Consider the following 22,778-nt stretch of genomic DNA (forward strand, 5'->3'; position numbering starts at 1 on the left):
ACGCCTAGCGCGACGGACAGCCAGCCAAAAGCCCCGAACTGTGCTATCCATTCTATGCTAGTTGATAGATAGGCCATTAGTATCGCGAAGCCGCCGACTGGCAGAAATGGCCAAATTGTAAGCCCATTCGCGATGCGACTGGTCCAAGTGTCTATAAAAGTTGAGATCCTTCCCATGCCCTCGTCATATCACGCCCCTTAAAGATTGAGGAGTCAGTCACACGGACCTGCCAGTACTTGTCCGAAGATGGGAAGCTTTAGGATATATGACATTAAGCTATGCGGAAGCGATGGGATAGAAGCCCGTCCCAATAATGCCTTTAGTTTGATGTGCTTGCGGCCTAATTAATCCGCTCCGCCACCAACCCTCGCGCCTCAAGCATAGCCAGCACCGAGCGCGGACCCTCGAAATGCCCCGCTCCCACCGCCACCAGCACCGTTCCCGGCCGCTCCAGCCGCGTTTCGATCCACCCGGCCCAGGCGTGGTTGCGGCGGGTCAGCAGCACATCGTCGAACGCCGCCGCCAGCTTGCCATCGCCCAGCCCGAGGTCGAACTCCTCGCCGACGAGCCCGCGCGCCCAGTCGTGCTCCATCTGCCAGGTCTGCGGCTCGAACAGAGAAGCGCCGGCACCGCGATAGCTCTTGGGCGACTTGCCGCTCCAGCGGGCAAGGTCGGCCTCCAGTTCGCGGATCAGCCCGCGTTCGTCGATCCGCATCAGGTTGAGCAGCACCGCGCCGTGGTCCTCGATCGAGCCGATCGGCTTGCCGGCCTCTGTGAACTCGGCCTCCAGCACGCTTTCCACGCCCAGTTCGGGCCGCGACAGGCTCGGCTCGCCAGCGACGCTAAAGCCGAAGCCCATCGCCATCAGGGGCAGCGGCAAGGTATCGACCTCGTCGAACCACGCCCCCGAGTTTTCGATCAGGGCGCGCCATTTCTCGCGCGCTGCGGGTGAGAGCTGCCGCGAGGTGGGCATGCGCGAGGCGGCGATGGCGCCGTATTTCCGCCTGTAGGCGGCGAGGCTCGCCATGGTATCTTCGGAGCTGCTTTCGAGCACCAGTTCGTCCGCCTCGGTGACGATTGTGTCAAACAGCGGGCTGCGCCAGCGGAAGCCGGGCGGCAGGGCGTGAATAGTGCCGAACAGGTAAATCGTGCTGTCCTTGCCGGTCAGCCGCCAGATCGCCGGGGCGGGCTCGTAGTCCTGTTCCAGCGCGGCGGGGCCCTCGGCGCGCAGGGGAGTGGCCGCCAGCGTCCCGCAGAGCAGCAGCAGGGCGGTCAGTCGAGCGGTCAGTCGGGCGAGCAGGGAAAGCGCATGCAGCATAGCGGTGCGAGGGAACTGCAACAGTCCCGGCCTGTCAAGCACGCGCGCGAGGCTGGCCCATTGACGCCCCCGCGCGCTTGAGCCATGCGCCGCTGCCATGATGGCCGAGACCGCGCGCAACCCGCAAACCAGCTTTCAGGACATGATCCTGACGCTGCACGACTTCTGGAGCCGTAATGGCTGCCTGATCCTCCAGCCTTATGACATGCGCATGGGCGCGGGCACGTTCAATCCTGCCACCACCCTGCGCGCGCTCGGGCCGGAGCCGTGGAACGCCGCCTATGTCCAGCCCTGCCGCCGCCCGACCGACGGCCGCTATGGCGAGAACCCGAACCGGCTTCAGCATTACTACCAGTATCAGGTGATCCTGAAACCAAGCCCGGCTAACATTCAGGACCTCTACTTGGAAAGCCTGAAGCTGATCGGGATCGATCCGCTGACCCACGATATCCGCTTCGTGGAAGACGACTGGGAATCGCCGACGCTGGGTGCCTGGGGCCTGGGCTGGGAAGTCTGGTGCGACGGGATGGAAGTCACCCAGTTCACCTATTTTCAGCAGATGGGCGGGTTCGACTGCAAACCTGTCGCGGGTGAGCTGACCTACGGGCTTGAGCGGCTGGCGATGTATATTCAGGGCGTCGACAACGTCTACGATCTGAACTTCGACGGGCGCGGCGTGTCTTATGGCGATGTGTTCCTTGAGAACGAGCGTCAGATGTCGAAGTGGAATTTCGAGGTCGCCAATACCGAGGCGCTGTTCGACCTGTTCAACAAGGCCGAGGCCGAGTGCCAGCTGAGCCTCGAAAACAACGTCCCCATCGCCGCCTACGAGCAGGCGATCGAGGCCAGCCACGTGTTCAACCTGTTGCAGGCGCGCGGCGTGATCTCGGTGCAGGAGCGGGCCAGCTACATGGGCCGCGTGCGCGATCTCGCGCGCGGGTCTTGCGAAAAATATGCCGAGAAACTGATGCCCGAATGGCAGGCAAAATATCCGGAGTGGTCGCTGTGAGCTGTCCGGCCCCCACACCCGTTCGCCCTGAGCTTGTCGAAGGGCTGTATTACTCTTTTGTCGAACCTGTGAAGAGAAGTGCAGTGCTTCGACAAGCTCAGCACGATCGGAGTATGTGATGAGCGATTTCCTGCTCGAACTGCGCTGCGAGGAAATTCCCGCCCGGATGCAGGCTGGCGCGCGCGCTGAACTGGCCAAACTGTTCGCCCGCGAGATGGACGCCGCCGGTGTTTCTGTGGGCGAGGTCGAGGTTGTCTCGACCCCGCGCCGTCTGGCGCTGATCGCCAAGGGCCTGCCGCAGGCAACCGAGGCGGTGCGCGAGGAGGCCAAGGGCCCGCCGGTCGGCGCGCCCGATGCCGCCGTCGACGGTTTCTGTAACAAGAACGGCGTCACCCGCGACCAGCTCGAACAGCGCGAGGTCAAGGGCCGCGCGACATGGTTCGCCGTGATCGAGAAGCCGGGGCGCGCCACCAGCGATGTTCTGGCCGCAGCGATTCCGGCGATTATCCGCGACTTCTCGTGGCCCAAGTCGATGCGCTGGGGTGCGGCCTCGCTCTCGACCGAGTCGCTGCGCTGGGTGCGTCCGCTGTCGGGCATCGTGGCGCTGCTGGGCGGTGAACTGGTGCCCTGCGAAGTGGGCGGGATCGCCTCGGGCCGCGTGACGCGCGGGCACCGGTTCCATTCCTCGGGCGACATCGAAATCGCGAACGCAGGCGACTATGCCGCCAAGCTGCGTGCGGCCCATGTGATCGTCGACCATGAGGAACGGCAGAACATTATCCGCGAGGGTGCCGCTAAGGCTGCTGCCGCTGCGGGGCTGACGCTGGTCGCTGACGAGGGGCTGGTGGTGGAGAACGCTGGCCTGACCGAATGGCCGGTGCCGCTGCTGGGCCGCTTCGACGAGGCGTTCCTCGACGTACCGCCCGAGGTGATCCAGCTGACGGCGCGGGTGAACCAGAAGTATTTTGTCTGCGAGGATGCGCAGGGCAAGCTCGCCAATGCCTTCGTCTGCACCGCCAATATCGTGGCCTCCGACGGCGGCGCCGCGATTGTCGACGGCAACCGCAAGGTGCTGGCGGCGCGGCTGAGTGATGCGCGGTTCTTCTGGGAACTCGATCAGAAGACCAAGCTGCGCGAACAGGCGAAAAAGCTGGAACGGATCACCTTCCACGAGAAGCTCGGCACTGTTGCCGATAAGGTCGACCGGGTGGCGAAGCTGGCCGCATGGCTCGTGTCCGATGCTCGCGCGCCCAACGGCGATCACAACCTTGCCCGTCAGGCAGCCGAACTGTGCAAGTCCGACCTCGTCACCGAAATGGTCGGCGAGTTCCCCGAGCTTCAGGGCCTTATGGGCGGCTATTATGCCGAGAAGGAAGGGCTGGACCCGCAGGTTGTCGCTGCGATCCGCGATCACTACAAGCCTGTCGGACAGGATGACGAAGTGCCGACTGCGCCGCTTACGGTGGCCGTGAGCCTTGCAGACAAGCTCGATAACCTGTTCAGCTTCTTTAACATCGATATCCTGCCGACCGGTTCGAAAGACCCCTTCGCGTTGCGCCGTGCGGCGCTGGGCTATCTGCGGCTGGTGCAGGCCAACGGGCTTGAGCTGTCGCTGGAGCAGGCGGCGCAAGCATGGGGCGGCCTTGGCCGGGCCAAGCTCGGTACCCGCGTTTCGGAGTTCCTGTCCGACCGCCTTGCCGTGCAGCTGCGCGACGAGGGTGTGCGCCACGATTACATCGCTGCGTCGCGCGAGTGGAAGGGCCAGCCTGACAGCCGCACCGACCGGATCGAAGCGCGCGCACGTGCGCTGACATCGTTCCTCGAAACCGAAGACGGCACCAACCTGCTCGCCGGCTACAAGCGCGCGGCCAACATCCTCAAGAAAGAGGACTGGGACATAACTCCCCTCCCCACAGGGGAGGGGCCGGGGGTGGGGGATGCCACGTCCGATCCGTCGCATACCCACCCCAACCCCTCCCTTGAGGGAGGGGCTTTTGCGGCCACCGGCGACGAAGACCCGCTCGACAATGTCGACGATCCGCAGATGCGCGACATATATGCCGAACAAGTCCACGAACCCGCCGAAGCCGCGCTGATCGCAGCGCTCGCCGAGGCCGAGCCGCGCGCCGCCATGGCCGTCACCAACGAGGACTTCGCCGCCGCCATGGCCGCGCTTGCCTCGTTGCGCGCGCCAATCGACGCATTCTTTGACAATGTCACCGTAAATGACCCGGATCAGAACAAGCGCAAGGCCCGCCTTGACCTGCTTGCGCAATTCCGTGTTGCAGTGCACAAAGTTGCAGATTTCTCGAAGATCGAGGGCTGATCACACGGCCCCTCGGCCAAATCAAAACCATAACAGAAGCAGGATAGGGCACCACATGACCCAGTCGGTCTACACCTTCGGCGGCAACGCCGACCATTCGGACCCGCGTCAGAAGGACAAGACGATCACCGGCGGCAAGGGCGCGAACCTTGCCGAAATGGCCGGGATCGGCCTGCCGGTACCCCCCGGCTTTACCATCACCACCGAAGAATGCGTGCGCTACCTCGCCGAGGGTGCGGATTTCTCGGCCGATCTGCGTGCCGAAGTCGCCGCCGCGCTCGCCCATATCGAGAAAGCGGTCGGCAAGAGCTTCGGCGATGCCGCCGACCCGCTGCTGGTCTCGGTCCGCTCGGGCGCGCGGGTGTCGATGCCGGGGATGATGGACACCGTGCTCAACCTCGGCCTCAACGCCGAGACGGTGGAGGGACTCGCCGCCGCCAGCGGCGACGAGCGCTTTGCCTGGGACAGCTATCGCCGCTTCATCCAGATGTACTCCGACGTGGTGCTGGGCATCGACCATGGCCTGTTCGAGGAAGCGCTCGAAATCGCCAAGGAAGACAATGGCTACTTCGCCGACACCGAGCTGAGCGCCGATGACTGGCGCAAGGTCGTGGCCGAGTATGCGAAAATCGTCGAGCGCGAACTGGGCAAGCCGTTCCCGCAGGACGTGCACGAGCAGCTGTGGGGCGCGATTGCCGCCGTGTTCGACAGCTGGGATTCGGACCGCGCCAAGGTCTACCGCCGCCTGAACGGCATTCCGGGCGATTGGGGCACGGCGGTCAACGTGCAGGCCATGGTGTTCGGCAACATGGGCGAGACCAGCGCCACCGGCGTCGCCTTCACCCGCGACCCGAGCACGGGCGAGAACGCCTATTACGGCGAATTCCTCGTCAACGCGCAGGGCGAGGACGTGGTGGCGGGCATCCGCACGCCGCAGTATCTCACCAAGGCCGCGCGCGAGAAGGCGGGGGCCCAGTCGCCGAGCATGGAAGAGATCATGCCCGAGGCCTATGGCGAACTCGCCCGCGTGTTCGACCTGCTCGAAACGCATTACAAGGACATGCAGGACATCGAGTTCACCGTGCAGCAGGGCAAGCTGTGGATGCTGCAGACCCGCTCGGGCAAGCGCACCGCCAAGGCCGCGCTGCGCATGGCAGTGGAGATGGTGGACGAAGGCCTGATCGACGAGAAGACCGCGATCCTGCGCGTCGACCCGATGGCGCTTGACCAGCTCCTGCACCCGACGCTTGACCCCGATGCGCCGCGCGATGTGCTCTCGAAGATCGGTCTGCCGGCCTCGCCGGGCGCGGCCTCAGGCCAGATCGTGCTCGATTCGGACAAGGCCGAGAAGCTGGCCGAGCATGGCATCGCCGTGATCCTCGTGCGGGTGGAAACCTCGCCCGAGGACATTCACGGGATGCACGCGGCGCGCGGTATTCTCACCGCGCGCGGCGGCATGACCAGCCACGCCGCCGTGGTGGCGCGCGGGATGGGCCGCGCCTGCGTCTCGGGCGCGTCGGACGTCTCGATCCGGCTCGCCGACCGCACCCTGCGCATCGGCAGCACCGAGCTGAAGGAAGGCGATGTGATCACGCTCGACGGCAGCACCGGCGAGGTGATGCTGGGCGAAGTGCCGACCATCGAGCCCGAACTGGCAGGTGATTTCGGCATCCTGATGGACTGGGCCGACAAGCACCGCCGCATGAAGGTGCGCACCAATGCCGAGACCCCGGCCGACTGCCGCACCGCGCGCGGGTTCGGGGCCGAGGGCATTGGCCTGTGCCGCACCGAACACATGTTCTTCGATGCCGACCGCATCCTGCACGTGCGCGCAATGATCCTTGCCGATGACGAGGCCGGACGACGCTCGGCGCTCGAAAACCTGCTGCCTGCGCAGCGCGGCGACTTCACCGAGATTTTCCAGACCATGGCGGGGCTGCCCTGCACGATCCGTCTGCTCGACCCGCCGCTGCACGAGTTCCTGCCGCAGGGCGATGCCGAATTCGCGGACCTCGCCGAGAAGCTGGGCGTGGGCGAAGACCACCTGCGCCGCCGCGCGGGCGAGCTGCACGAGTTCAACCCGATGCTCGGCCACCGTGGCTGCCGCCTGGGCATTACCTTCCCCGAAATCTACGAGATGCAGGCGCGCGCGATCTTCGAGGCGGCATGCGATGTCACCGCGCAAGGGGGCGATCCGGTCGTGCCCGAGGTGATGATTCCGCTGGTGGGGACCAAGCGCGAGCTGGAAATCCTCAAGAAGCTGGTCGACGAGGTCGCGGCGCAGGTTTTCGCCGAAAAGGGCCGCAGGCTCGACTATATGGTCGGCACCATGATCGAGCTGCCGCGCGCTGCGCTGATGGCGGGCGAGATCGCCGAGGAGGCCAAGTTCTTCAGCTTCGGCACCAACGATCTCACCCAGACCACGCTCGGCGTGAGCCGCGACGATGCGGCGCGCTTCCTTGCGCCCTATGTCGAGAAGGGCATCTATGCCCGCGACCCCTTCGTCAGCCTCGATGTCGACGGTGTCGGCCAGCTGGTGAGCCTTGCCGCCGAGCGCGGCCGTGCCACCCGGCCCGACATCAAGCTCGGCATCTGCGGCGAGCATGGCGGCGACCCGGCCTCGATCGCGTTCTGTGAGGAGACCGGCCTCGATTACGTCAGCGCCTCGCCTTACCGTGTACCGATTGCGCGGCTGGCGGCGGCGCAGGCCGCGCTGAAGTAACAGTTTTACCTCCGCTCACCCTGAGCTTGCCCTTCGACAGGCTCAGGGTGAGCGGACGGTGTCCTGTTATTTGCGGAATCCGCTGAGCGTCAGGATCTCGAACTCTTCGGTCCGGCGCTCGGCTCCGTCCATGAACTTGGCGGCGGCCAGCGCGGCCTGAGCGCGGCTGAGCCTCGGCACCGGCGAGGCCAGCGCGCGGCTGAGACCCTGAGCGCGCAAGTCGCGCAGAAGGTGGGCGAAGCTGCGGTAGCTGACCGAAAGCGGGCGCGAATCGACCACCGGGCTGGCATAGCCGCAGCGCGTCATCAGCTGACCGCCCGCGCGCACGTCGACCATCGGGTGCATGTGCGCCGCAGGCCGCTCGCCATCGGCGGCGAGCATGGCGTCGCGCAGCGCCGGAAGGCTGCCCGCGCCGGGGAAGCTCGCCACCATCAGCCCGCCGGGGCTGAGCGCACCGCGCAGATGGATCAGCGCGCCGGGCAGGTCGTTCACCGTGTCGAGCGTGCCGAAGCTGGCGATGAGGTCGAACCCGCCGACGGGGAAGGGGGTCTCCTCGTCAAAACCCTCCTCGGGGTGCAGCGAGACCACCTCGCAGCCGTGCGGCAATTGCGGCACGAGAAGGCCCGACCATTCGCCGATCAGCAGCGCGCGCGCGGGCACGTGACGCAGGAAGGCGAGGCGTTCGACCACGTCGTCGACCATGTCGTCGAGCAGGAAGCGTGCCTCATCGCCACGGGCTTGCATGGCGCGCATGCGGCGGCGGATGGCGAGGCGGCGGGCAGGGGCGAAAATCGTCGGAACGGGGGGAGTCATGGCGCTTGCCTACAGCCAGCCGGGCGCGCAGCATAGGTGCGATGACAGTCGCGCAGGCTCTTGCTCCGCTGGTCGACCTGATCTGGCCGCCGCGCTGCCCGCTGTGCGGCGAGGGCATCGGCACGCAGACCGGTCTGTGCACCGGGTGCTGGTCGAAGCTCACCTTTCCCGAGGCCGAGGGCGGGGTGGTCGCCGCCGTTGCCTACAACGATCCGGCGCGCGACTTGGTGCTCGCCTTCAAGCGCGGGGGGAGGATTTCGCTCGCGCCGGTGCTGGCGCGGATGATGGCGGCGCGGCTCGGCCCGCTGGAGGGCGTGTGGCTGACCGTGCCCGTCCCGCTCCACCGCTGGCGGCTGTGGCAGCGCGGCTACAACCAGTCGGCGCTGCTCGCGCGCGAGCTGGCGGGGCTGACCGGCGCGCGGCTGGTGGTCGATGCGCTGGTGCGACGCAAGCATACGCCGAGTCTCGGCAGGCTGGGTAGCGCGGCGCGGGCACATGTGCTCGAAGGGGCCATCGCGGCAAACCCCTCGCGGTCGGCGCAACTGGCGGGGGCGAATGTCTTGCTGGTCGACGACGTACTGACCAGTAGCGCGACGACGCGGGCTTGTATTGCGGCGCTGGATGCGGCGGGCGCAGCGCGGGTGAGGGTGGTCTGCTTCGCGCGGGTGGGGCTCGATTAACCAACAAAAACGCCCGGAGGCATGGCCCCCGGGCGTTAGCGTGACGAATTTTCTAGAAGCTCGCGCTGCTCCCCCCTCAAGGCGCGCGCCGCTTCTAACCCTCATGAACTGGCGGTTACCGCCGAATTCCCCCCATTTCCCTGGCCTCGGCCTGAAATGAAGACGGCCCGTCCAAGCCGCACGTGCATGATTCCACTTGCGGGCCTCGCGCGAAACACTCATCGCACCGCAGCAAGGATTTTGCCGTATGGCTGTGATTATCCTGCAACAAACAATTGCATGGCGCGGCGCCATCCGCGCCCGATCTGGAAAGGAATAGGCTCATTTCTACCAAGGATGCGGACCGCGAGCAGGGCAACGCTTTTCTGCCCCGTTTTGACGCTCAGGGCCTGGCCGGGGCAATCGTGCAGGACGAAACCACCGGCGAAGTGCTGATGTTCGCCTTCATGGACCAGGAGGCGCTCGACGCCACCCGGGCGACCGGGTTTGCGCATTTCCATTCGCGCAGCCGCGGCAAGCTCTGGAAGAAGGGTGAGACTTCGGGCCATTTGCTTGAGGTCAAGGCGATGCTGGTCGATTGCGATCAGGATGCCTTTGTGCTGAAGGTGCGCCCGCACGGCCCGGCCTGCCACACGGGAGAGCGTAGCTGCTTTTACCGGCGGCTCGGCCCCGATGGCCTGACCCGACTCGACTGACCATTGCCCGGAGACATTGAGTGACCCCTTACTATCCGCCTGTTCGCGATACCCTGTTCGTCATTGAGGACGTGCTCGAATTCGAGAAGTATCGCGGCATTGAGGCGTTCTCGCTGGTCGATGCGGAAACGCTGGAAGCGGTGGTGAGCGAAGCGGGCAAGTTCTGCGCCGAGGTTATCGCGCCGCTTAACCAGAATGCCGATGCGCAGGGCTGCACCCGCCACGAGGACGGCTCGGTCACCACTCCCGATGGCTTCAAGGAAGCCTATACCTCGCTGGTCGAGGCGGGGTGGGGCACGCTGGCCCAGCCCGAGGAGTTTGGCGGGCAGGGCATGCCGCATGTGCTCAATTCGGTTTTCGAAGAGTACATGAACGGCGCCTGCGCCGGGTTCACGATGTTCTCAGGCATCATGCAGGGCGCTGTGGCAACGGTGAACAGCGCGGGCAGCGACGAGCTGAAAGCCGCCTATCTGCCGAAGATGGTGGCGGGTGAATGGCTGGCGACCATGGCGCTGACCGAGGCCCATGCCGGGACCGACCTCGGCCTGATGCGCACGCGCGCCGAAAGGCAGGCCGATGGCAGCTATGCGATCACCGGCGAGAAAGTGTTTATCTCGGGCGGTGAGCATGATCTCACCGACAATATCGTCCACCTCGTGCTCGCCCGTGTGCCCGATGCACCGGCGGGAACGCGCGGGATCTCGCTGTTCCTCGTGCCCAAGGTGCTGGATGACGGCTCGCGCAACGCGGTGAGCTGCGGCTCGATCGAGCACAAGATGGGCCTTCATGGCTCGGCCACCTGCGTGATGAACTTCGATGGTGCCAAAGGCTGGCTGCTCGGCGAGGAGAACATGGGGCTGGCCGCCATGTTCATCATGATGAACGCCGCGCGGCTGGGCGTGGGCACGCAGGGGCTCGGCCATGCGGAGAATTCTTACCAGAAGGCCGCCGCCTATGCGCTTGATCGCAAGCAGGGCCGAGGGCTGGGCGAGCGTGACAAGGCGGCCGCAGCCGATCCGCTGATTGTTCACCCTGACGTGCGCCGGATGCTGATGGACGCGCGCGCCTTTGCCGAGGGGTTCCGCGCACTGGTGCTGTGGACCGCGCTCCATCTTGACCTCTCGCACCATGCCGAGACGGCGGAAGAGCGCCAGCAGGCGGATGCCGTGGTCTCATTCATGACCCCGGTGCTCAAGGGCTTCGGCACCGATCGCGGGTTCGAGGTCGCGGTCAATATGCAGCAGGTTTACGGCGGGCACGGCTATGTCACCGAGTGGGGCATGGAGCAGATCGTGCGCGATGCCCGCATCGCCATGATCTACGAAGGCGCAAACGGCGTGCAGGCGCTCGACCTTGCCGGGCGCAAGACGGCCAAGGACGGCGGCGCGGTGGCCATGGCTTTCCTCGCCCAGATCGCCGCCGACTGCGATGCGGCGGGCGATAAGCTGGCTTTCATCGCCGATCCACTCGGCAAGGCGGTCCACCATGGCGAGGCGGCGGCGAAGATGCTGGTTGAGCAGGGTGCGACCAATCCGCAGGATATGGCGGGCGCGTCCTATGCCTGGATGCAGCTGGTGGGCGTGCTGGCCGTCGGCTGGATGTGGCTGAAGCAGGCCAAGGTTGCGCAAGGCAAGCTCGATGCGGGCGAGGGTGATGAAGGCTTCCTCAAGGCCAAGCTGGCGACGGCGGAGTTCTATGCCGAGCAGCAGCTGCCGCTCTGCACCGCGCTGCGTCACCGGGTGAAGGCAGGCGCTGGCGCGATGCTGGCGATGGAGCCGGAACAGTTTTTGCGGAGCTGACCTCTTTGTCCGTCACCCCGTGCTTGACACGGGGTCGGGCTTCCTTCGCGCTCAAGTAAAGCCCAGGCCCGCATCAAGTGCGGGCCGACGGGTCTCTTTATCCGAGCACCTCATCGAACAGCGCGTGCATCGCCGCCCAGCTCTGGCGGTCAGCGCTGGCGTCATAGGCGGTGGCGGGGTTGTCGGTCGGCGCGGGGTTGGTGAAACCGTGCTTGACCCCCGAGTAGGAGTGGAAGTGCCAGTTGGCTCCGGCCTCGTCCATTTCCTCCCAGAACGCCATCACCTGACTGCGCGGAACCATCGGATCGGCATCGCCATGGCAGACCAGAATGCGCGCGCGTACGTCGCCGCGTTCCGCCGGGTGATCGGTGCCGAGCAGCCCGTGAAAGCTCACCGCCGCAAACAGCGGAGCCCCCTCGCGGGCCAGCTCCAGCGCGGCCTGGCCGCCCATGCAGAACCCGATTGCGCCGACGGGCAGGCCCGCCGCCTCGGGCAGCTGCACCAGCGCGCGCAGGTTGGCGCGCAGGCGCTGGCGGTAAAGCTCCACCGTGCTGCGCACCTCCATTGCCAGATCGCGCGCTGCGGCAAAGTCGTCCGGCATCTGGCCGTAGAAATCCGCCACCAGCGCGACATAACCCGCCTCGGCCAGCGCATGGGCCTTGGCTTCGACCGAGGGGGTGATGTTCATGATCGTCGGCAGCACCAGCACCGCCGCGCGCGCCGGACCATGCGGGCGGGCGACATGGCCGGTCAGCGCGGTTTTGCCATCGGTATAGGATACAGGTGCGAGCATCGGCAGCGCTCCTATTCGGTCGGCAGGAAGTCGGGCACCGAGAGATAGCGTTCGCCCGTATCGTAGTTGAAGCCAAGCACGCGGGTGCCCGGTTCGCATTCCTTGAGCTTCTCGGCGATCGCCGCCAGCGTCGCGCCCGAGGAGATGCCGACCAGCAGCCCTTCCTCAGTCGCCGAACGGCGCGCCATTTCGCGGGCCGCCTCGGCATCGACCTTGATCACGCCATCGATGGCCTTGGTGTGCAGGTTGCCGGGGATGAAGCCGGCGCCAATGCCCTGAATCGGGTGCGGACCGGGCTGGCCGCCCGAGATCACCGGCGACAGCTCGGGCTCCACGGCATAGGCCTTGAGGTCGCTCCAGTGCTGCTTGAGCGCTTCTGCACAGCCGGTGAGGTGGCCGCCGGTGCCAACGCCCGTGATCAGCATCTGCGGCGGCGCGTCGGCGAAGTCGGCGAGGATTTCCTTTGCCGTGGTCGCCACGTGAACCGCAACGTTGGCCGGGTTCTCGAACTGCTGCGGCATCCACGCACCGTCGATTGTGCCGACCAGTTCCTCGGCGCGGGCGATGGCGCCCTTCATGCCCTTTTCCTTGGGGGTGAGATCGAAGCTTGCGCCATAGGCCAGCATCAGACGGCGGCGCTCGATGCTCATGCTTTCGGGCATGACCAGCACCAGCTTGTAGCCCTTGACCGCCGCGACCATGGCGAGGCCAACGCCGGTGTTGCCGCTGGTCGGCTCGACGATGGTGCCGCCGGGCTTGAGCAGGCCCGATTTCTCGGCATCCTCGATCATGGCCAGCGCGATGCGGTCCTTGATCGAGCCGCCCGGATTGCCGCGCTCGCTCTTCACCCACACCTCGTGGTCGGGGAACAGGCGAGCCAGGCGGATATGCGGGGTGTTGCCGATGGTGCCCAGGACGTTGTCGAATTTCATGCGCTTTTCCTCTCAGCTAGTGCTTTGCGCGAGTCCCTATCTGTCTAGCAGATCGCGCGGCGGATCGAAGGTCTTCGTGTTGCGCAGCACCGGGAACAGCCTGGTCCAGGCCGCGACAGTGGCAATCGCCCCCGCGCCGCCGACCACCACCGCGGCGACCGGGCAGATCAGGAAAGCGAGGCTGCCTGAGAAGAAATCGCCGAACTCGTTCGAGGCCGAAATGGTCATCTGCGATACCGCCGACACGCGGCCGCGCTTTTCGTCCGGCGTATGCAGCTGGATCAGCGACTGGCGGATATAGACGCTGAACATATCCGCCGCGCCCACGATCACCAGCATGGCAAGGCTCAGCGGCATCCACCGTGAAAAGCCGAAGACAATGGTCGCCCCGCCGAAAGCGGCCACGGCCAGCAGCATTTTTACGCCGACGTTGTTCCTCAGGGGGCGGAACGAGAACCACAGCGCCACGATCGCCGCGCCAATGGCAGGCGCCATGGCGAGCTGGGACAGCCCGCGCGAGCCCACTTGCAGAATGTCGCGCGCGAACACCGGAAACAGCGCAGTCGCCCCGGCAAGAAACACCGCGAACAGGTCGAGCGTGATCGAGCCGAGCACCATCTTGTTTTGTACGACATAGGCCATCCCCTCGCGAATCTGGTGAAGCGGACGCCCGGTGGAGCGGGCCGGCTGCGGCACCTTGCCGATCAGCGACAGCAGCACGATGGTGAGCGCAAACAGCCCTGCCGATGCGGCATAGGGAATCCATGCGCCCGACACATAGAGATAGCCGCCCAGCGCCGGGCCGATGATCATGCCGCTCTGCCAGCTGATCGAGGAGAGCGCGATGGCGTTGGGCAGGATTTGCTTCGGCACCAGATTGGGCGCGAGCGAGGACAGCGCCGGGCCGGAAAAGGCCCGCGCCACGCCCAGCAGCACGGCCACGGTGAAGATGATCCACAGCTCGATATGTCCGTGGTAGGTCGCAAAGGCGAGCGCGCCGGCGCACAGCAATTGCAGGCTAACGGTGATCCGCCCAAGGCTGCGGCGGTCGAAGCGGTCCGCGGCAAGACCCGAAAACGGCGTGAGCACGAACAGCGGCACGAATTGCAGCAGCCCGATCATGGCCAGCTGGCCCGAGGCGTCGCCCACGCTCATCCCGCCAGCGCGGGCGATGTTGTAGGTCTGCCAGCCGATGATCAGCATCATCGAATATTGCGACAGGGTCATGCACAGGCGCGCAGCCCAGAACATGCGAAAGTTGTGGATGCGAAACGGGTGGCTGGGGATGGCGGTCGTGGTGCTCACAGGCTGGGCAATGGCAGGGCGTGAAGGCCTTGCCAAGACAATCGCATTTTTTGGGCTGACAGCTTATCTTTGCGCCCGTGCAGGGCCGGGCTTCAGACGCGGCGGCGCAGCGCGGGGTTCGGCTGCATTTCCTTGATCAGCCTGGAAAAATCGTCGGCCCGGATCAGTCGCTCGAACTGAAATCCGGCGCGATCGTCCACGACCCAGATGCAATAGGCCTCGATCCGCCCGATCACCGGCAGGCGCACGATCAGGCGGTCGCCGCGCACAATGTTGCCGGTGCCGCCGTCGATCATGAAGCCATGCGACGAGATATTGGCGATATGGAGCTTGAGATCGCCCTCGCGAAAGGACTCGGCAATCAGCGAATGGTTCACTGGATGCCGTGTCGAACGACGCATATCGGTGGCACTTAGCTGTGCGCCAGATGCCATGGTGCGATTTCCTCCGTTATTCGTGGCTACGAATCATTGTCGCAGACAATGCTGGAGAGAATCTTAACCCCCGCTACAGCGTAGTATCGCATGTCGCTTCTTGCCGAGGCTGAGGCGGGCTTCGGCTCCGGGCTCGACCACGATCAGCTGGCCGGGATCGGATACAGGCTCATCGTTCAGCCTCACCGCGTTCTCGGCAATCTTGCGCTTGGCTTCGCCGCCCGAAGCGGTGAACCCGAGCGCCGTCAGCACCGCACCGACGCGCATGCCTTCGGCGGGCAGGTCGAGGCTGGGCAGATCAGAGCCCATGCCGCCGCCAGCGAAGGTCTGCTCGGCGGTGGCGCGAGCGGCTTTTGCGGCCTCGTCACCGCGCACCAGCGAGGTCACCTCGTCGGCGAGAACCACCTTGGCGTGGTTGATCTCGCTGCCTTCGAGCGCCTCAAGCCGCGCGATCTCGTCGAGCGGCAGGTCGGTGAACAGGCGCAGGAACTTGCCCACGTCGCGATCATCGACATTGCGCCAGTATTGCCAGAAATCGTAGCTGGGCAGCTGTTCCTCGTTGAGCCACACCGCCCCGGCGGCGGTCTTGCCCATCTTGGCCCCGTCCGCCGTGGTCAGCAGCGGGGTGGTGAGCCCGAACAGCTCCGAGCCGTCCATCCGGCGGCCCAGTTCCATCCCGTTGACGATATTGCCCCACTGGTCGGAGCCACCCATCTGCAGGCGCACGTCCATCGCTTTGGAGAGATGGCGGAAATCGTAACCTTGCAGGATCATGTAGTTGAATTCGAGGAAGGTCATCGGCTGCTCGCGGTCGAGCCGCAGCTTGACCGAATCGAAGGTCAGCATGCGGTTGATCGTGAAGTGCGTGCCGACTTCCTGCAGCAGCTCGATATAGCCGAGCTGGCCGAGCCAATCGTGATTGTTGACCATCACCGCGTCGGTCGGCCCGTCACCGAAAGTGAGCAGCTTGTCGAACACGGTGAAGATGCCACGGATATTCGCCTCGATGGTCTCGTCCGACAGCATCTTGCGGCTTTCGTCGCGCCCGGTGGGGTCGCCGATGCGGGTGGTGCCGCCGCCCATCAGCACGATCGGCTTGTGGCCGGTCTGCTGCAAGCGGCGCAGCATCATGATCTGGACGAGGCTGCCGATGTGCAGCGAGGGGGCCGTGGCGTCGAATCCAATATAGCCCGGAACGACTTGCCGCGCGGCAAGAACATCCAGTCCCGCAGCATTCGTCATCTGGTGGACATAGCCACGTTCGTCTAGCACGCGCAGCAAATCGGATTTGTAGGTCGTCATCGTTCCCTCGGTTTGGCGGTGGCGGCGCTTAGCACGAGGACCCCTGCTTGCAAACGTACCAACTTGTTCCCCACCCGTCCCATCCCCCCGTGGCAGTCGCCCGCGTCGAAGCGCGGATGATCTCTGCCAGCAACAACTGGCTCAGAGTGCGCTGGCGTGTCGATGGGGTTTCGAAGCTGATTGTTCCACCCTTCGCCGGCAAGGGCCGTGCCGATAACCTCTGGCAGTCCACCTGTTTCGAGCTGTTCATGCAACCCGAAGGCGCCAGCGGCTATTCGGAGTTCAACCTTTCGCCGTCCGAGCGCTGGGCGGCCTACGACTTTACCGGCGTGCGCGAGGGCATGACCGAGCGCCCGTTCGAACGCGAGCCGACCTGCACCATGCGCACCGGCATGGCGATGGCGATCTTCGATGCCGAACTGCCGCGCGCGCAGATGCCCGATCCGCCGTGCTCGCTGGGCTTTGCTGCGGTGCTGGAAGAGCAGGGCGGAGTGAAGAGCTACTGGGCGCTCGCCCATGGCAATCCCGACCAGCCCGACTTTCACGATCCTGCTTGCTTCACGGCGGAGTTTGCGCGAACCCGCGCGGCATGACCTTCGGTATCGACCGCCTCATCGCCGACCCCGCCTTGCGCGCGCCGCTGGAAGGCAAGCGCGTGTCGCTTGTCGCCCACCCGGCGAGCGTTACGGCTGACCTCACGCACAGCCTCGATGCGCTGATCGCGGCGGGGGTGAACGTGACCAGCGCCTTCGGCCCGCAACACGGGCTGAAGGGCGACAAGCAGGACAACATGGTGGAAACCGAGGACGAGATCGATCCCGTCCTCGGCATCCCGATTTTCAGCCTCTACGGCGAGGTGCGACGGCCCACGGCGGCGATGATGGACACGGCCGACGTGTTCCTGTTCGACCTGCAAGACCTCGGCTGCCGTATTTACACCTTTGTCACTACGCTGCTCTATCTGCTCGAAGAGGCGGCGCAGGCGGGCAAGAGTGTGTGGGTGCTCGACCGGCCCAACCCGGCGGGCCGTCCGGTCGAGGGCACTTTGCTGGTGCCGGGGCAGGAGAGCTTCGTTGGCGCGGCGCCGATGCCGATGCGGCACGGGCTGACCATGGGCGAGATGGGGCACTGGTTCGTGCGCCATTTCGGGCTCGATGTGGACTACCGCGTGATCGCGATGGAGGGCTGGGAGCCGGACAGTGCGCCGGGCTACGGCTGGCCGACCGACCGTATCTGGATCAACCCGAGCCCCAATGCCGCGAGCCTCAACATGGCGCGTGCCTATGCCGGGACGGTGATGATCGAAGGCGCGACGCTTTCGGAAGGGCGGGGCACCACGCGTCCGCTCGAAGTGCTGTTCGGCGCGCCCGATGTCGATGCCAAGGCCGTGCTGGCCGAAATGAGCGCGTTCGCGCCCGAGTGGCTGGCTGGCTGCGCTCTGCGTGAGTGCTGGTTCACCCCGACCTTCCACAAGCACGTGGGCGAGCTGTGCCACGGCCTGATGATCCACGCCGAGGGCCGGTTCTACGACCACCAGGCCTTCCGTCCGTGGCGCTTGCAGGCGCTGGCCTTCAAGGGGATCCGGCGGCTCTATCCCGATTACGAAATCTGGCGCGATTTCCCCTACGAATACGAGCTGGAGCGGCTGGCCATCGACGTGATCAACGGCGGCCCGGCCTTGCGCGAATGGGTCGACGATGCGGCGTCCGAAGCGGGCGACCTCGAACGGCTCGCCGCGATTGACGAAGCGCAATGGCGCGAGGACTTGCGGGATATACTGCTCTACTGACAAGAACAGTGCATGAGGGAGAGAGATCATGCTGACCTATTACAGCTTCGGGCCGGGTGCCAATTCGCTGAAGCCGATGCTGGCGCTCTATGAGAAAGGGCTGGAGTTTGAGCACAGGCTGCTCAACCCCGCCAAGTTCGAGCACCACGAGGCATGGTACAAGGAGATCAACCCGCGTGGGCAGGTGCCTGCGCTCGATGATGATGGCAAGATCGTCACCGAAAGCACGGTGATCTGCGAATATCTCGAAGACGCGCACCCGACCGCGCTGAAACTGCGCCCCGACGACCATTTTGGCCGCGCGCAGATGCGGATCTGGACCAAGTGGGTCGACGAGTATTTCTGCTGGTGCGTCTCGACCATCGGCTGGTCGCGGCACGTCAGCAAGATGGTGGAGAAGCTGTCGGATGCCGAGTTCGAGGAGGTTGTCGCACGCATCCCGGTGCCCGAGCAGCAGGTGAAGTGGCGCCGCGCGCGCGAGGGTTTCCCGCAGGAGATGCTCGACGAGGAAATGCGCAAGATCGGTGTGTCGGTGCGCAAGCTCGACGATCACCTCGCCGATCACGAGTGGCTGGCAGGTGGGATGTACTCGCTGGCCGACATCTGCAACTTCTCGATCGCGAACGGGATGCAGTTCGGGTTCGCCGAGCTGGTGAACACGGATGACACCCCGCACCTCGTGCGCTGGATCGAGCAGATCAACGCGCGGCCCGCGGTGAAGGCGGTGTTCGCGGAGGTACCAAGGGAGTTCTAAAGGGATTATGATGTTGGCGGCGTTTGGCTGAGGCAGTGGCCAGCAGAAACCAAATTATCATCCAAGAGGCCGCTGAAGCCATCACTGGCTTGGCTTTCATAGTGATGGTTAGTAGCGTGGGCAATTCGGAAGGTAAAGAAGAAACCTCTCACCTGCTTGATGGATTGTCAATGCGTCGCAAATTAACTGCGGGTGAAAAAATATTGGAACAGCTCCCTCGCTGTAAGAATGCATCATCAATGCACTGTACGAGCCAATAGAATCTTGATGTCTTGACAATTGAAGGTGCTGATCGAAATCGTAATTCTTTAATGCGGCTAACATTTCGGCATCAACCTTACGGTACTCTTTCGCATCAATGTCTGAAAATGTGCGGGGAACGAGGTAGGGTGGTATTCGGTGAGCCAAAGCGTGACGATATTGAGAAAGGTAATCATACCACTCTGCCAAGTTTGAGACATATTCGTTCAAATCATCGGGCAAAGAACTACGAAATTGCGAGTGATTTGGGCTTAGGCCGATTTGTCTTCCTGAAAGCAAATTCCCCTTTTTTCCTCGAACATCACTTTCATGAACCCATATTTGAGATAAATTTTCGAGAGCTCCAAAAACATTTATCATAATGCTTTGAATTATGCAGTTTGCAGTATTTAGGGATTGTATAGACGGATTTTCTTCGTGAAGTGGAAGGATATCGAAGACAGTTCGAATGCCATATTCCACGGTTTTTATACGCCTAGAAAATCCATGAACTGCAAGTTCGCGGCCTCTTTCCGTCCGATAATTCCGTGAGGCGTAGGCTATGAGCAAAGATTGCAGCTTTTCAATGCAGTCCTCAAGAGAGTCTTCCATCTCCTGAATCTGTTGCACGTCGTAGGCCATCACGCATCAATCATCTCACGATCAATCTCGCCCGCACGGTTCTGAATAAAGTTGAACCGGTGCTCGGGGTTGCGGCCCATCAGTTGGTCGACCAGCTCCTTCACCGCGAAGCGCTGCTCGTTTTGCTCGGGCAGGGTGATCCGCACGAGGCTGCGCGTCTCCGGGGCCATCGTCGTTTCGCGCAATTGGCCGGGGTTCATCTCGCCCAGACCCTTGAAGCGGCTCACCTCGACCTTCTTGCCCTTGAACGGCCCGTTCTCGATTTCCTGCCGGTGCTCGTCGTCGCGGGCATAGATGCTCTGCTTGTTCGCGGTCAGGCGATAGAGCGGCGGCTGGGCGAGGTAGAGGTGGCCGCGCCGGACCAGCTCGGGCATTTCCTGAAAGAAGAACGTCATCAGCAGCGTCGCGATATGCGCGCCGTCGACATCGGCGTCGGTCATGATGATGATCCGGTCGTAGCGCAGCTGCTCGGGATCGCAGTCCTTGCGGGTACCGCAGCCGAGCGCGAGCGCGAGATCGGCGATTTCGGAGTTGGCGCGGATCTTGTCGGCGCTGGCGCTGGCGACGTTCAGGATCTTGCCGCGGATCGGCAGGATCGCCTGCGTCTTGCGGTTGCGCGCCTGCTTGGCGCTGCCGCCCGCGCTGTCGCCCTCGACGATGAACAGCTCGGTCTCGCCTTCGCCGTCGCCCGAACAATCGGTGAGCTTGCCCGGCAGACGCAGCTTCTTCGCGTTGGTGGCGGTCTTGCGCTTGATCTCGCGTTCCTGCTTCCTCCGCAGGCGCTCGTCCATCCGCTCCATCACCGCGCCCAATAGCGCACGCCCCCGGTCCATGTTGTCGGACAGGAACATGTCGAAGTGATCGCGCACCGCGTTCTCGACCAGCCTTGCGGCTTCGGGCGAGGTCAGGCGGTCCTTGGTCTGGCTCTGGAACTGCGGGTCGCGGATGAACACCGAGAGCATGATTTCCGAACCGGTCATCACGTCGTCGGCGGTGATGTCCTTGGCTTTCTTCTGGCTGGTCAGTTCACCGAAAGCCCGCAGGCCCTTGGTGAGCGCCGCGCGCAGGCCCTGCTCGTGGGTGCCGCCATCGGGGGTGGGCACGGTGTTGCAATACCAACTGGTCGAGCCATCCGACCACAAGGGCCAGGCTATCGCCCATTCGACCCGGCCTTGCGATACACCTTCGTCATTGGCGGGAAAGTCCTGATTGCCGGCGAAGAAGTCGGCGGTCACGCATTCGCGGGTGCCGACCTGCTCCTTCAGGTGATCGGCAAGGCCGCCGGGGAACTGGAACACGGCCTCGGTCGGCACCTCGTCGCTCGCCAGCGCCGCGGCGCACTTCCAGCGGATTTCCACGCCCGCAAACAGATAGGCTTTTGAGCGTGCCAGCTTGAACAGACGCTTGGCCGAGAACTTGCGTTCGCCGAAAATCTCCGGGTCGGGAATGAAGGTGACCGAGGTGCCGCGCCGGTTGGGCGTATCGCCGATCTTGGCGATATTCCCCTTCGGCACGCCCTTGGAAAACTCCTGCGCGTGGACCTCGCGGTTGCGCGCTACTTCCACCCGTGTCAGCACCGAAAGCGCATTGACCACCGACACGCCGACCCCGTGCAGACCGCCCGAGGTGGCATAGGCCTTGCCCGAAAACTTGCCGCCCGAGTGCAGCGTGGTGAGGATCACCTCCAGCGTCGACTTGCCGGGAAACTTGGGATGCTCGTCGATCGGCATACCGCGCCCGTTGTCGGTGATGGTGAGCTTGCCAGCCGTGCCGGGCGGGCCTTCCTCCAGCACCATCTCGATGCGGTTGGCGTGGCCGGCCACAGCCTCGTCCATCGAGTTGTCGAGCACCTCGGCGGCGAGGTGATGCAAGGCGCGGTCGTCGGTGCCGCCGATATACATGCCGGGACGGCGGCGCACCGGCTCCAGCCCCTCCAGCACCTCGATGGAGGAGGAATCGTAGTCACCGCTGGTGGCCGGGGCACTGTCGAACAGGTTATCGCTCATAAGAGCGACTATAGGGCGTAGCGATTCCCGGCCACAAGCGGGTCAGAACATTTTTCCGACCCGCAAATGCTGTTATCAAAAGCGCGTCGGGGCCGGATCGGCCACCGAGAAGGTGCCGTTGCCGACCTGGCGCACTTCCATCGCCCGCTCGCCCACGCCGGTGCCGAGGAAGCGGAATGCCCCGTCGAGCCCGATGAAGCCGCCATCGTCGGTCAGGCGTTCGGTGGGGAAACGGGTGCCGGGGCGCCAGTCGCGCGCGATCCGCAGCGACAGCAGCACCGCGTCGTAGCCGAGCGTCGAGATGCGATAGGGCTGCGCGCCGAAGCGGCTCTCGTAGCTCTGGGCGAACTGGCGATAGCGTTCGTCGGGCACGGCGGCGAACCATGCGCCGCGCATCTGCGCGTTCTGCGTCAGCGAGATATCACCCGCCCACAGCTCGGTGCCGATCAGCGAGGGCAGGGCTGCGCCCGCATCCTTCAGCTCGGCTGCGGCCATGATCGCGAGGCGCGCGCCGTCGCCGATCAGCACGGTGTCGTAGCCGCCGCGCTCGCGCAGACGGCCTGCCGCGCTGATGATCGAGCGGTTGCCCCGGTCGAAGCGCTCGAACGTCACCAGCCGGGCATTGCGCGTTTCGAGCGAGAGGCGCAGCGCAGCCAGCACCCGGTCGCCATATTCCCCCGAGGGCACCAGCGCGGCGAAGTTGCGCGCACCCTGATCGATGGCGAAGTTGGCGGTACGCGCGACCGACTGCTCGGGCGCGTGGCCCATCACGAACACGTCGGAACGGGCGACGGAGATGTCGTTGGAGAAGGTGATCAGCGGCACCTGAGCGGGCCGTGCCTGCGCCAGCACCGCGCCGACATTGTCGCGCAGCAGCGGGCCGAGGATCAGCTTGTTGCCGTCGGCCAATGCGCGGCGAGCGGCGCTTTCGGCCCCGCCGGCGGTGTCGTAGGTGGTGATCCGCAGGCTATCGGCGCCGGTGTCGAGCAGGGCCATGGTGGTGGCATTGGCAATCGACTGGCCGACTTCGCCGTTGGTGCCCGACAACGGCACCAGCAGCGCGACGCGGTGGCGGGCCTCGTCGGTGGGCAGGGACTCTGCATCGGGCAGGCCGGCATTCGGGTTTTCGACCGGCGGTGCACGATCGACCGTTCCGCCGCCGGGGATGACCTGACAGGCCGCCAGCGTGAGCGTAGCCATGGCCACTGCAAGACTGCGC

19 protein-coding genes are annotated in these 22,778 nt (G+C 64.7%); 9 read left to right on the plus strand and 10 right to left on the minus strand.

What is annotated here, in order from left to right:
• Nucleotides 1–340: 340 nt before the first annotated feature.
• Complete coding sequence (locus tag D2V17_RS02235; RefSeq protein WP_220474048.1) at nt 341–1,318, minus strand: TraB/GumN family protein; 978 nt, start codon at nt 1,316–1,318, stop codon at nt 341–343.
• 100 nt (nt 1,319–1,418) lie between these two features.
• Between D2V17_RS02235 and D2V17_RS02240 the strand changes: the two genes are divergently transcribed.
• From D2V17_RS02240 to ppdK, 3 genes are all read left to right on the plus strand, one after another.
• Nucleotides 1,419–2,327, plus strand: coding sequence for a glycine--tRNA ligase subunit alpha (locus tag D2V17_RS02240; RefSeq protein WP_119591518.1), 909 nt, complete (start codon nt 1,419–1,421; stop codon nt 2,325–2,327).
• A gap of 118 nt (nt 2,328–2,445) precedes the next feature.
• Nucleotides 2,446–4,653, plus strand: a complete 2,208-nt coding sequence (glyS, locus tag D2V17_RS02245) for a glycine--tRNA ligase subunit beta (protein ID WP_119591519.1) — start codon at nt 2,446–2,448, stop codon at nt 4,651–4,653.
• A 55-nt stretch (nt 4,654–4,708) separates the two neighbouring features.
• On the plus strand, nt 4,709–7,375 hold the full coding sequence (gene ppdK, locus D2V17_RS02250) for a pyruvate, phosphate dikinase (protein WP_119591520.1): 2,667 nt from the start codon (nt 4,709–4,711) through the stop codon (nt 7,373–7,375).
• A gap of 66 nt (nt 7,376–7,441) precedes the next feature.
• On the opposite strand, the gene D2V17_RS02255 is transcribed toward ppdK, so the two are convergent.
• On the minus strand, nt 7,442–8,188 hold the full coding sequence (locus tag D2V17_RS02255) for a methyltransferase domain-containing protein (protein WP_245978453.1): 747 nt from the start codon (nt 8,186–8,188) through the stop codon (nt 7,442–7,444).
• Nucleotides 8,189–8,229: 41 nt separating this feature from the next.
• On the opposite strand from D2V17_RS02255, the gene D2V17_RS02260 reads away from it, so the two are divergent.
• The 3 genes from D2V17_RS02260 (at nt 8,230) to D2V17_RS02270 (ending at nt 11,362) form a co-directional block, all read left to right on the plus strand.
• Nucleotides 8,230–8,868 (plus strand): ComF family protein, encoded by a 639-nt coding sequence (locus D2V17_RS02260; protein WP_119591521.1) that lies wholly within the window; start codon nt 8,230–8,232, stop codon nt 8,866–8,868.
• A gap of 323 nt (nt 8,869–9,191) precedes the next feature.
• Nucleotides 9,192–9,563, plus strand: coding sequence for a phosphoribosyl-AMP cyclohydrolase (gene hisI / locus D2V17_RS02265; RefSeq protein WP_119591567.1), 372 nt, complete (start codon nt 9,192–9,194; stop codon nt 9,561–9,563).
• 20 nt (nt 9,564–9,583) lie between these two features.
• Nucleotides 9,584–11,362, plus strand: coding sequence for an acyl-CoA dehydrogenase C-terminal domain-containing protein (locus D2V17_RS02270; RefSeq protein ID WP_119591522.1), 1,779 nt, complete (start codon nt 9,584–9,586; stop codon nt 11,360–11,362).
• A 97-nt stretch (nt 11,363–11,459) separates the two neighbouring features.
• On the opposite strand, the gene D2V17_RS02275 is transcribed toward D2V17_RS02270, so the two are convergent.
• From D2V17_RS02275 to tyrS, 5 genes are all read right to left on the minus strand, one after another.
• Entirely contained in the window at nt 11,460–12,155 is a 696-nt protein-coding gene (locus D2V17_RS02275) for a dienelactone hydrolase family protein (protein WP_191229034.1), read from the minus strand.
• An 11-nt stretch (nt 12,156–12,166) separates the two neighbouring features.
• Nucleotides 12,167–13,087 (minus strand): cysteine synthase A, encoded by a 921-nt coding sequence (cysK, locus tag D2V17_RS02280; RefSeq protein WP_119591523.1) that lies wholly within the window; start codon nt 13,085–13,087, stop codon nt 12,167–12,169.
• 36 nt (nt 13,088–13,123) lie between these two features.
• Nucleotides 13,124–14,392: an MFS transporter gene (locus D2V17_RS02285; protein ID WP_119591524.1), complete on the minus strand. Its 1,269-nt coding sequence runs from the start codon at nt 14,390–14,392 to the stop codon at nt 13,124–13,126.
• Nucleotides 14,393–14,484: 92 nt separating this feature from the next.
• Nucleotides 14,485–14,826, minus strand: a complete 342-nt coding sequence (locus tag D2V17_RS02290; protein WP_119591525.1) for a PilZ domain-containing protein — start codon at nt 14,824–14,826, stop codon at nt 14,485–14,487.
• Between the two features lie 63 nt (nt 14,827–14,889).
• Nucleotides 14,890–16,128, minus strand: coding sequence for a tyrosine--tRNA ligase (gene tyrS / locus D2V17_RS02295; RefSeq protein WP_119591526.1), 1,239 nt, complete (start codon nt 16,126–16,128; stop codon nt 14,890–14,892).
• Nucleotides 16,129–16,217: 89 nt separating this feature from the next.
• Between tyrS and D2V17_RS02300 the strand changes: the two genes are divergently transcribed.
• The 3 genes from D2V17_RS02300 to D2V17_RS02310 are packed head-to-tail and all read left to right on the plus strand — an operon-like array spanning nt 16,218 to nt 18,671.
• Nucleotides 16,218–16,721, plus strand: a complete 504-nt coding sequence (locus D2V17_RS02300; protein WP_245978454.1) for a DOMON-like domain-containing protein — start codon at nt 16,218–16,220, stop codon at nt 16,719–16,721.
• Entirely contained in the window at nt 16,718–17,917 is a 1,200-nt protein-coding gene (locus tag D2V17_RS02305; RefSeq protein ID WP_119591528.1) for an exo-beta-N-acetylmuramidase NamZ family protein, read from the plus strand. Before D2V17_RS02300 ends, D2V17_RS02305 begins: the two co-directional genes overlap by 4 nt.
• Before the next feature lie 28 nt (nt 17,918–17,945).
• Nucleotides 17,946–18,671, plus strand: coding sequence for a glutathione S-transferase family protein (locus D2V17_RS02310; protein WP_119591529.1), 726 nt, complete (start codon nt 17,946–17,948; stop codon nt 18,669–18,671).
• Between the two features lie 108 nt (nt 18,672–18,779).
• Here D2V17_RS02310 and D2V17_RS20900 read toward each other — a convergent pair whose 3' ends face one another.
• From D2V17_RS20900 to D2V17_RS02320, 3 genes are all read right to left on the minus strand, one after another.
• Complete coding sequence (locus tag D2V17_RS20900) at nt 18,780–19,553, minus strand: hypothetical protein (protein ID WP_147367186.1); 774 nt, start codon at nt 19,551–19,553, stop codon at nt 18,780–18,782.
• Nucleotides 19,553–21,559: a DNA topoisomerase IV subunit B gene (parE, locus tag D2V17_RS02315; RefSeq protein ID WP_119591530.1), complete on the minus strand. Its 2,007-nt coding sequence runs from the start codon at nt 21,557–21,559 to the stop codon at nt 19,553–19,555. Before parE ends, D2V17_RS20900 begins: the two co-directional genes overlap by 1 nt.
• A 75-nt stretch (nt 21,560–21,634) precedes the next feature.
• A complete protein-coding gene (locus D2V17_RS02320) occupies nt 21,635–22,759 on the minus strand; it encodes a penicillin-binding protein activator (protein WP_245978455.1) in 1,125 nt (374 codons plus the stop codon).
• Nucleotides 22,760–22,778 lie beyond the last annotated feature (19 nt).

The sequence above is a fragment of the Aurantiacibacter xanthus genome (assembly GCF_003584015.1).
Taxonomy (GTDB): domain Bacteria; phylum Pseudomonadota; class Alphaproteobacteria; order Sphingomonadales; family Sphingomonadaceae; genus Alteraurantiacibacter; species Alteraurantiacibacter xanthus.

What these genes read in the sequence shown, in the direction of transcription:
- D2V17_RS02235 (WP_220474048.1), bottom strand. Translation starts at nt 1,318, where the DNA reads ATGCTGCATGCGCTTTCCCTGCTCGCCCGACTGACCGCTCGACTGACC.
- D2V17_RS02240 (WP_119591518.1), top strand. Translation starts at nt 1,419, where the DNA reads ATGGCCGAGACCGCGCGCAACCCGCAAACCAGCTTTCAGGACATGATC.
- glyS (WP_119591519.1), top strand. Translation starts at nt 2,446, where the DNA reads ATGAGCGATTTCCTGCTCGAACTGCGCTGCGAGGAAATTCCCGCCCGG.
- ppdK (WP_119591520.1), top strand. Translation starts at nt 4,709, where the DNA reads ATGACCCAGTCGGTCTACACCTTCGGCGGCAACGCCGACCATTCGGAC.
- D2V17_RS02255 (WP_245978453.1), bottom strand. Translation starts at nt 8,188, where the DNA reads ATGACTCCCCCCGTTCCGACGATTTTCGCCCCTGCCCGCCGCCTCGCC.
- D2V17_RS02260 (WP_119591521.1), top strand. Translation starts at nt 8,230, where the DNA reads ATGACAGTCGCGCAGGCTCTTGCTCCGCTGGTCGACCTGATCTGGCCG.
- D2V17_RS02275 (WP_191229034.1), bottom strand. Translation starts at nt 12,155, where the DNA reads ATGCTCGCACCTGTATCCTATACCGATGGCAAAACCGCGCTGACCGGC.
- cysK (WP_119591523.1), bottom strand. Translation starts at nt 13,087, where the DNA reads ATGAAATTCGACAACGTCCTGGGCACCATCGGCAACACCCCGCATATC.
- D2V17_RS02290 (WP_119591525.1), bottom strand. Translation starts at nt 14,826, where the DNA reads ATGGCATCTGGCGCACAGCTAAGTGCCACCGATATGCGTCGTTCGACA.
- tyrS (WP_119591526.1), bottom strand. Translation starts at nt 16,128, where the DNA reads ATGACGACCTACAAATCCGATTTGCTGCGCGTGCTAGACGAACGTGGC.
- D2V17_RS02305 (WP_119591528.1), top strand. Translation starts at nt 16,718, where the DNA reads ATGACCTTCGGTATCGACCGCCTCATCGCCGACCCCGCCTTGCGCGCG.
- D2V17_RS02310 (WP_119591529.1), top strand. Translation starts at nt 17,946, where the DNA reads ATGCTGACCTATTACAGCTTCGGGCCGGGTGCCAATTCGCTGAAGCCG.
- D2V17_RS20900 (WP_147367186.1), bottom strand. Translation starts at nt 19,553, where the DNA reads ATGGCCTACGACGTGCAACAGATTCAGGAGATGGAAGACTCTCTTGAG.
- parE (WP_119591530.1), bottom strand. Translation starts at nt 21,559, where the DNA reads ATGAGCGATAACCTGTTCGACAGTGCCCCGGCCACCAGCGGTGACTAC.
- D2V17_RS02320 (WP_245978455.1), bottom strand. Translation starts at nt 22,759, where the DNA reads ATGGCTACGCTCACGCTGGCGGCCTGTCAGGTCATCCCCGGCGGCGGA.